Here is an 8794-nt window from a genome sequence, read left to right as displayed (position 1 = left end):
AAGCCTTATCGTAAGTGCTAAAGCACCAACGATAATTTGGCGGCTGACGCCAAGATCCCTCCATTCCGTCTGGAGTTAAGGTGGTGCATTTCACAATTATTAGTGATTAAGGCAGTGCTAGTGGGATTCATCAACTTAATTCAATCAGTATAAATAGTTAAATGACACAAAAAAGCGGTGTGACAAACTCCTTCCGATTAGAGATTGTCACACCGTTTTTGCACTTCCACAATCTGGTTTGGCCAAATAGTGGCGCTGAATTCTGTTAGTTTCATCTGGTGGTGGCGGCGCAATTGGCGTCAGCCATGAAATTATTCTTGCCGCTTTAGCGGTTAGAATAAGGCTTGTATCTGAGATTGTTGCGTCAGCAATAAGCTCAGATCAATGCCCATGGCGTTCCACGCCCTTCAAATTGCGCCGCCACCACCTTACCAAATTGAGGAAGGCTTTACCTATTACTTCGCCCTACACTCGCAAACCATTAATGCGCTCAACGAATTTCGGGTCGCGATGATCTTCGAATACGGTTTGTTCTTCGTCAAGCGCCTGGATTTTAGCCATGTCAGTCTCACTTAATTCAAAATCCCAAATGGCCAAATTTTGAGCCATCCGATCTTGATGAACCGTTTTCGGAATGGCCACGATGCCGCTTTGCACCAAGAACCGTAAAGCAACTTGCGCCGCCGTTTTCTGATATTGTTGACCAATCCTAGTTAGGGTCGGATTCGTGAAGAGACCGTGGCCACCTTCGGCAAATGGCCCCCAGGATTCAATTTGGGTGCCATATTTTTGTAACCACTGGCGCGCTTCTTTTTGTTGGTAGAAAACGTGGGTCTCCAATTGATTAACCGCCGGCACGATTTCCACGTTCTTAACTAAATCGACATAACGATCCGGCAAGAAATTCGAGACACCGATTGCCCGGATGACGCCTTCATGATAAAGCTGCTCTAAGGCGCGATAAGTGCCGTAATAGTCGCCATAAGGTTGGTGAACTAAGACTAAATCCAAATAATCGGTTTGAAGATTTTGCAACGATTGCATCACTGAGGCCCGCGCTTTTTCTTCGCCAGCATTAGAGACCCAAACTTTCGTCGTTAAGAAAATGTCCTCGCGAGGCACGGGACTCTTAAGAATGGCTTTACCAACCGCCGTTTCATTCTGATAAAATTGGGCCGTGTCCAGCAAGCGATAGCCTAGCGCCAAAGCTTCGGTAACGGCCTGTTCAGCGACAGTCAAATCAGTCACCTGAAAAACGCCAAAACCTTCTAGAGGCATGTCAACGCCATTATTTAATTTAACAGTTTTAATTGCTGCCATAATGAACTCCTTTCTGGCAATTGCCGCTATAATTTAAGGTCGCTCAGCTCTTCCACAAAGGCCGGATCATGATGATCATTGAAGAAAGTCTGAGCTTCATCTAAGTTGCGAATTCGTTCCATATCTTCATCGCTAAGTTCAAAATCCCAAATCCCTAAATTTTCCGCCAGCCGTTTAGGATGAACGGATTTAGGATTAACAATAATATTCTCTTGAACGAGGAAGCGCAAGCCAACTTGGGCCGCGGTTTTACCATAATCTTCCCCAATTTTCGTTAAAATCTGGTTGGTGAAAAACTCGTTCTTGCCGGCCGCAAATGGTCCCCAAGCTTCGATTTGCGTATGGTATTTTTGCAGCCACTTGCGCGCAAATTTCTGCTGGTTAAAAACATGCGCCTCAACTTGATTGATTGCCGGCGTAACGCTAACGTGCTTAACAAAATCAACATAACGATCAGGCTCAAAGTTTGCGACGCCAATCGCGCGAATCTTGTGCTCGTGATAAAGCGCCTCTAAAGCATGATAAGTGCCATAATAATCGCCCAGTGGTTGATGAATCAGCACTAAATCTAAATAATCGGTTTGCAAAGCCTGCAAAGAACGCAAAACTGAATCATAGGCTGGCTTAGCGCCGGCATTGGCCAGCCCCACCTTCGTCGTCAGAAAAAGCTGCTCGTGAGGAAGGCCACTTTCTTTGATTGCCGCACTGACTGCCGCTTCCTGATGATCATTTTGAGCCATATCAATCGAACGATAGCCTAGTTTCAAGGCCGCCTTAACAACATCTTTGACCTTAGTCGCATCAGCCAGTTGCGCAACACTGAAACCTTCCAGCGGCATTTCAAGACCGTTATTTAATTTAATATTTTTAATTGCAGTCATAAACAACCTCCCAATTTGGTTAATCCCCCAATATCTTGCCAACAAAAAAACAAGCGTCGCTGAACGGCAGACTGCTGCTCAGTATCACTTGTAATTTACAAAAATATTCATTTGTTGTCACGACATCTGTTTAGGCTTACTGGAAGTAGGTCGTTTATGCAATTACCAGCCGCCACTGAAGCCACCACCGCCGGTACTCCCGCCGCCAAAACCACTACCAAAGCTGTTACTGCCATTAGAACCAGAACCACTGTTGAAAGTCGTATCATTATACGTCGTCCACCAAACTGGCAGCAACATTAAATCAGCTTTATTTTTAGGACGTTGTAGTTTGCCGTTACGATCGACATAACGGTCCATGTTGGCGAACAGTGCTAACGCCTCATCAACAGTCACCGTTTCGAAATAATCAACATTAGCTGTAAAAATTGGCCATAGTTGTTGGCGCCGTTGGGCAGATAAATTATTTTGCTGACTATAAACTTCAAAGGCCTGTTGATAACGGAGCATCATTGGCTTAATTTGCCGAATTTTAGGATTTAGTAAAGCGACTATTTTAGTCAAGGTCTTCGCCGAATATAACGGTCGATCAGAGACCGCCTTAATTGCTAACTGGTAATCTGCGGCTGGGTATTCCAAGGCCACGGGATTACTAGCCAGGATGTCACTGACATGTTCGCGTAAATAAGGAATAAACACTAGTCGCAACAATTGCACGTCCGTTAATTTTGACGGTAGCGAGGTCGTCTTGACCATATTTATTTGGTCCGGCCAAGGCATGAACCGCACTAACGGATGGCGTTGTAGAAATTGTTCATCTCGCAAGGTGCTCAGCGCAAAAGCTTGCCAGCGGCGCTTTTGCCGATAATAAGCAATGATGCCCACTACCACTAACCCTGCTAATAAAATTGCGCCAATGATTACGCCGATTTTAATTCGTTGATCACGTTGACGTTTTTCTTTAATGGCATTAGGTGTCCGAATGGCAGCTTCTTGAGTCACAACCCGGCGACTGATTTTCTCTGACATTTGTCGAATAGCGGCGTCATAACGCTCATTTTTCAATTCGTTTTTAATTTTAGTGGTGACAATTTGGCTTTTACTACCATCAGGAATCACTGCCTCTAAGCCATAGCCGACCGTGAGCCGATATTGATGATCCGCAATTGCGACAGTCAATAACAGGCCATTATCCCAGTCACGGCGACCAACCTGATATTTCTCGAACATGGCGACACCGTAATCATCGATATCTTGATTGTCCGGTAAATGATCAACGGTGATAACCGCCAGTTGTGGATGACCTTTAACTTGAGCAAAAGTTTCCTGATTGATTTGATCAATTTCATCAGCAGTCCGTTGTGACAACACCTGCGCTTGATCATTGACCCAAGCCGTTTGCGTTGCGGCCTGAACTGATTGCGGCCCCAGCCAGAGCCAGCAGCTTAGGCCAACCAATAATAGTAACAACCAGTTGATTTTCTTCTTCTCCAGCATGACGCTCCCCCTAGCATACTCATACTTACTAACTTCTATTATCGCCCCGCTACCTGGTTTAAACAACTGGATTAAGTAGAATTATCAGAAAACTAATCTTTCGGTAACCTATCAAAAAACTCACGCCAACACTAAAATCTGTCAACGTGAGTGAGTCAAGCTGTTTAATTATTGGTTTTCAAGAAGTATTGCGTAATACGTTCTTGATCATGAGTAGTCAGTAAGAAGTTCGTATCGGGGCGGTGATTCTTCTGCCAATTCTTCCAGAAATCAAAGCCTTGCACGAAATCTTGTAAATAAGCCAGTGGATTATTCTTGACCAAAACATAGGCCATCGTCGCCAAGCTCTTATTTACTCGCAATTCTTGCTGCTGATAAGCTGCTAAAACTTTCTTTTCAAAGCCTTCAGGATCGGCACGATAAGCATCCCGATAACCTAAAATCTGCGGCTGATTCAAAAGTGGCTCCAACGTGAAGCCCGTGAAATCACTGGCAATCCCATCATTTTTAGCTAATAATTCATATAAATATAAAAAGAATGACAGTCGATCAGTTTCAGCCAACATTTCTGCATCCTCTGTTGCTAGCCAACCTGTTACTGCTAATTTAGGGTCTGTATCAAGCATCATAACAACCTCCTCGTATTTGGTACCGTTTCCCTCAATTTCATTTTACCGCAACTACGCGAAAATTAACGGTTTCCAGTTTAAAAACTTTTACTTTTTGGCCAACAATTGGCAAAGTTCTAAATCATGGTGCTGAAACTGAATAGCTAAATTCTAAATCGTTAAAACCTGATGATGGCATTATGACAGAACTGGTTCTGACTGCATTCCGGGCTGCTTGGCGTGGAACGCGGCCGGCATTGATTTGAGCTTATTGCTGCGCAACAATCTCAAATACAAGCATTGTTCTAAGTGGCACAGCCACTTAGAACAATTTGGCGGCTGACGCCAAGATCCCTCCATTCCGTCCGGATCTAAGTTAGTGCGCTTCATAGTTGTTAGTTATTAAGGCAGTGTTAGTGGGATTCAGTAACTTAATTTAATCAGTAGTAATAGTTGGACAGTAACAAAAAAGCGATGTGACAACTCTATTATCAATAGAGATTGTCACACCGCTTTTGTCTCACCACAATCTGGTTTGACCCATTAGTGGCGATCAGTTCTGTTAGTTAATACAGGTAGTTGCTGGGCGATTGGCGTCAGCTGTGAAATTTGTCTTGCTGCTTTAGCAGCTAGTCAAAGCCTCGTATTTGAAACAATTTGGTTTGTAATTGGTTCAAATCGACGGCCACAGCGTTCCACGCCCCAAAAATCGCCCAGCAACCACCACCCCAATTGGGGAAGTCTTACTTCAGACTATTCAGCTCGTAAAGCAATGGCGGCATCTTTTTTGGCAGCCATTCGTGCTGGAATATGACCACCAATCATCGTCAAGACCGTGCTGACTAAGACCAGAATCAAGGCCTGCATTGGATCAAGAATCGCCACATTCTTCAATTCCGTTAAATTATAGAGCAAACTATTAATTGGGAAGGTCAATAATTCGGCAATAATAATCCCTAATAAGCCGGAAGAAATCCCGAGGATAAAGGTTTCAGCATCGAAGACCCGCGTAACATCTTTGCTTCGCGCACCTAAGGCCCGTAAAACACCAATTTCCTTGGTCCGTTCGAGCACTGAAGTATAGGTCAAAATACCGATCATGATCATACTTGTGATCAACGAAATCGCCGCAAACGCAATCAGCACGTAAGTAATGGCATCCATTAAACCACCAGTCAAATTAGTGACGGTCCCGGCTAAGTCAAGATACGTAATTTTATCGGCGCGGCTCTTGCCCTTATTCCACTTATCAAGGTAAGTCAGTACTTTATCTTTATCCTTAAAATTATTCGGATAAATCATAATACTGTATGGTAAACTGCTGCCGCCTAAAGTACTCAAGAACGTTTGCTTCGTAGTGCTATCCATCTTCTGGTTAGTCATCACATTCACAGCAGAAGCCTTTTGTGCCTTAACAATTTCAGAATCCTGATTTTTTTGAATGACTTCTTTCGCAAGGTCGTCACTATAAGCAATCCCACTTGCTAACAAGTCCATGTTAGAAGTGCCGCGGGCGCGAATGATCCCACTAACCGTCAACGTCAAATTATTAGGTTTGTCGTAGAGGCTGCTAACATCTGTGCTGGGAATAAAGTTGCCTGTTGGCAATTGTTGGTAATAATCATTATTCATGACCATTTGAATCTTGGTGCCAACGATTTTGCTGAAATCAAGCTTGGTGCCATCTTTAACATCAAAACCAAGGTTGTTCAAAGCATTAATGTTAATCGTATTGTCTGATTTAACAACCAACACCACATCCGTCGCTGCTTTAGGATAAGCACCTGATAACAAGCGATAATTCTTCTTCAAGAAATTCTCTTTACTGTTATCTAATTGCTTCGGAAACGATGAGGTGCCCACGCCAGTCGTGGCCGCCATGGCTGCCGCTGAAGATTGACTACCACTATTACTCTTTGCTGAAGAAAAAGTGACTGGCTGGACTTTGCCATCAACTTTGCGGATCAAATTCATGCCGACTAAGCGCGTGTAACCAATATTGTTACTTAAATCCGGATTAATATCATTGACGTAGTTCAAATACTTTTGGTCAATTTTATTAATATGCGTCGCTTTTTCTTGGGCACTAACTTTCGCGGTGATTTGCGTACCCGCCTTAGCAAGCTTCTTAGTTTTATTTGGATTTTCGGCTGAGGCTGCTTGCATATCAGTGGCCTGTTGCGAAATCGTGATTGGATATTGGGCCAAAGTCTTCGATTGTGTTTCATCGATTTGCTTCTGGAAACCACCAGACAGCGCTAGAACCACGCCAATACTAATAATCCCAATACTCGACGCAAAAGCCGTTAAGAAAGTCCGACCTTTTTTAGTGCGAATATTCGTGAAGGATAATTTCAAAGCTGTCCAGAAACTCATCTTAGTCCGCTTTAATTTGAACGTGTCACTTTGCGCAGACTCATTATATGGCCGTGAATCATCACGAATTTGGCCATCAGAAAATTCAATGATCCGATTGGCATACTGATGCGCCAACTCAGGATTATGCGTGACCATGATTACTAATTTTTCTTTAGAAAGTTCTTGAATCAGCTCCATGATTTGGACACTAGTCTCGGTATCCAAAGCCCCAGTAGGCTCATCACAAAGTAAAATATCCGGATCATTGGCCAAGGCCCGCGCAATCGCCACTCGCTGCATTTGACCGCCAGACAACTGGTTCGGCTTCTTATGCATGTGCTCGCGCAAACCAACGCGCGTTAAAGCATCCTCAGCTCGCTGCCGCTTCTCCGCATTGCTAACGCCACTAAGCGTCATCCCTAACTCAACGTTATCAATAATGCCGAGATGACCAATTAAGTTATAACTCTGGAAAATAAAACCAACCGAATTATTCCGGTAAGCATCCCAATCTGTCGCTTTAAACTTCTTGGTCGATTTACCATTGATCACCAAATCGCCGGAATCGTACTCATCCAAGCCACCAATGACGTTCAATAAAGTGGTTTTACCAGAACCACTGGCACCAAGAATTGCCACGAATTCCTTCTCACGAAAAGCAACGGACACGCCGTCTAATGCTTTCGTGGTGGTATCGCCGACTTGATAATATTTTTTAATATTTTTTAATTCGAGCACACTGAATCCTCCCCGATTTTGGTTACAAAGTGTTACTAATCATCCGATTAATTATATCACACACAACTTAATTGCCATCAGCCTTGGGTCCTAAATACAAGCAAAAGTTCGCAGCCGGCACTGATTTGAACCAAATTAAAGACCAAAGTTCAAAACCATTAAAATCTAATGATAGTTTTGAAACAGAATTGTGTCTGACTGCATTCCGGGCTTGCTGGTTGTGGAACGCTGCCGGCATCGATTGATGCCAATTTTTCAAATTGTCATCAATACGAGCCTTTGTCTAACCGCTAAAGCGGTAAGACAAATTTGGCGGCTGACAACCACGCCCTCCATTCCGTCTGGAGTTGAGTTACTTCACTTCATCTTTGTTAGTGTTTAAGGCAGTGATAGCAGGATTCAGTGACTCAATTTAATCAGTAATAATAGTTGAACAGCAACCAAAAAACGGTGTGACAACCTCCTTCTGATTAGAGATTGTCACACCGATTTGGCATCACCACAATCTGGTTTGGCTAAATAGTGATGATCAGTTTTGTTAGTTTAATCCAGGCAGGGGCCCAGCGATTGGCGTCAATGGTGAAATTATTCTTGCCGCTTTAGCGGCTAGAATAAGGCTTGTATTTGAGATTGTTGCGCTAGCAATAAGCTCAAATCAACGCCCACCATGTTCCACGCCCTCTTAATCGCTGGGCCCCTGCCGTTCTCGACTAGGGAGTGACCAATTGGCACATCAGCTAACCGCCAACCACAAACCCTGATTCAACCAACCTTAATTTTGTGGCTAGGTCCTGAATCAAGGGTTCCATTTGTTCGATGCGCGTCATTTCCGGATGGGCGGCTAAATACTGCTGGATTTTTTGGACATAGCCATTGGTGATGTAGCCAATTACTTCCAGAAAATCGGCCGCCGTTACGCCGGGCTTGAATTTCAAGCGGGCAACGACTGGGGCCATCAATTCGCTGGTCAAGTCATGATTGGCAACAAACATTTTCTGGACGTAGGCTTGGCTACTGGCCGGCAATTGTTGTTGATGGACAAAAGCGGTCATTAATAGCTTGAACTCCGCAGGAAATTGCAGCTGTAACTGAATTTTGTAACGAGTGGCATTGATGACCATCGCGCTTAAATCAGGACTGTCTTGCCAAACAGTCCGATCAATTACGGTCATGAATTGTTGATTAGCAGCAGTCAGTGCCGCCAAATAAAGTTGCTCTTTGTTCACAAAGTATTTAAAAACCAACCCCTTCGAAACAGCGGCTTGCTGGGCAATTTGATCAACATGGGTCACTTCATAACCTTGGGCCGCGAATAACTGGATTGCCGCCGCTAACATCCGAGCTTTTTTCTGGGGATCTTCTGGCAAACGTTTCGTCATGTGCTTAACTCAT

7 protein-coding genes are annotated in these 8794 nt (G+C 44.0%); all 7 read right to left on the bottom strand.

Translation table 11 applies throughout. From position 1 onward, the window contains the following. Nucleotides 1–465: 465 nt before the first annotated feature. The 7 genes from EKM82_RS07905 to EKM82_RS07880 all read right to left on the bottom strand — a co-directional run bounded on the left by EKM82_RS07905 (nt 466) and on the right by EKM82_RS07880 (nt 8781). Complete coding sequence (locus tag EKM82_RS07905) at nt 466–1311, bottom strand: aldo/keto reductase (RefSeq protein WP_125767813.1); 846 nt, start codon at nt 1309–1311, stop codon at nt 466–468. A gap of 35 nt (nt 1312–1346) precedes the next feature. Next, nucleotides 1347–2192, bottom strand: a complete 846-nt coding sequence (locus tag EKM82_RS07900; RefSeq protein ID WP_125767811.1) for an aldo/keto reductase — start codon at nt 2190–2192, stop codon at nt 1347–1349. A gap of 171 nt (nt 2193–2363) precedes the next feature. Continuing rightward, nucleotides 2364–3698, bottom strand: coding sequence for a TPM domain-containing protein (locus EKM82_RS11765; protein WP_191988112.1), 1335 nt, complete (start codon nt 3696–3698; stop codon nt 2364–2366). A 164-nt stretch (nt 3699–3862) separates the two neighbouring features. Continuing rightward, nucleotides 3863–4327 (bottom strand): hypothetical protein, encoded by a 465-nt coding sequence (locus tag EKM82_RS07890; RefSeq protein WP_125767794.1) that lies wholly within the window; start codon nt 4325–4327, stop codon nt 3863–3865. Between the two features lie 177 nt (nt 4328–4504). Continuing rightward, nucleotides 4505–4666 (bottom strand): hypothetical protein, encoded by a 162-nt coding sequence (locus EKM82_RS11490; protein WP_164508176.1) that lies wholly within the window; start codon nt 4664–4666, stop codon nt 4505–4507. Between the two features lie 393 nt (nt 4667–5059). Beyond that, nucleotides 5060–7402, bottom strand: a complete 2343-nt coding sequence (locus tag EKM82_RS07885; protein ID WP_125767792.1) for an ABC transporter ATP-binding protein/permease — start codon at nt 7400–7402, stop codon at nt 5060–5062. Between the two features lie 737 nt (nt 7403–8139). Then, entirely contained in the window at nt 8140–8781 is a 642-nt protein-coding gene (locus EKM82_RS07880) for a TetR/AcrR family transcriptional regulator (RefSeq protein ID WP_125767790.1), read from the bottom strand. Between the last annotated feature and the right edge of the window lie 13 nt (nt 8782–8794).

Source organism: Lapidilactobacillus wuchangensis, from assembly GCF_003946645.1.
GTDB classification, from domain to species: domain Bacteria; phylum Bacillota; class Bacilli; order Lactobacillales; family Lactobacillaceae; genus Lapidilactobacillus; species Lapidilactobacillus wuchangensis.
The sequence above is the reverse complement of the archived record's forward strand: the minus strand, read 5'-3'. Positions and strand labels throughout refer to the sequence as shown.

Bases quoted from the DNA above. Each gene is read 5' to 3' on its own strand.
- EKM82_RS11765 (WP_191988112.1), bottom strand. From the start codon at position 3,698: ATGCTGGAGAAGAAGAAAATCAACTGGTTGTTACTATTATTGGTTGGC.
- EKM82_RS07890 (WP_125767794.1), bottom strand. From the start codon at position 4,327: ATGATGCTTGATACAGACCCTAAATTAGCAGTAACAGGTTGGCTAGCA.
- EKM82_RS11490 (WP_164508176.1), bottom strand. From the start codon at position 4,666: ATGGAGGGATCTTGGCGTCAGCCGCCAAATTGTTCTAAGTGGCTGTGC.
- EKM82_RS07880 (WP_125767790.1), bottom strand. From the start codon at position 8,781: ATGACGAAACGTTTGCCAGAAGATCCCCAGAAAAAAGCTCGGATGTTA.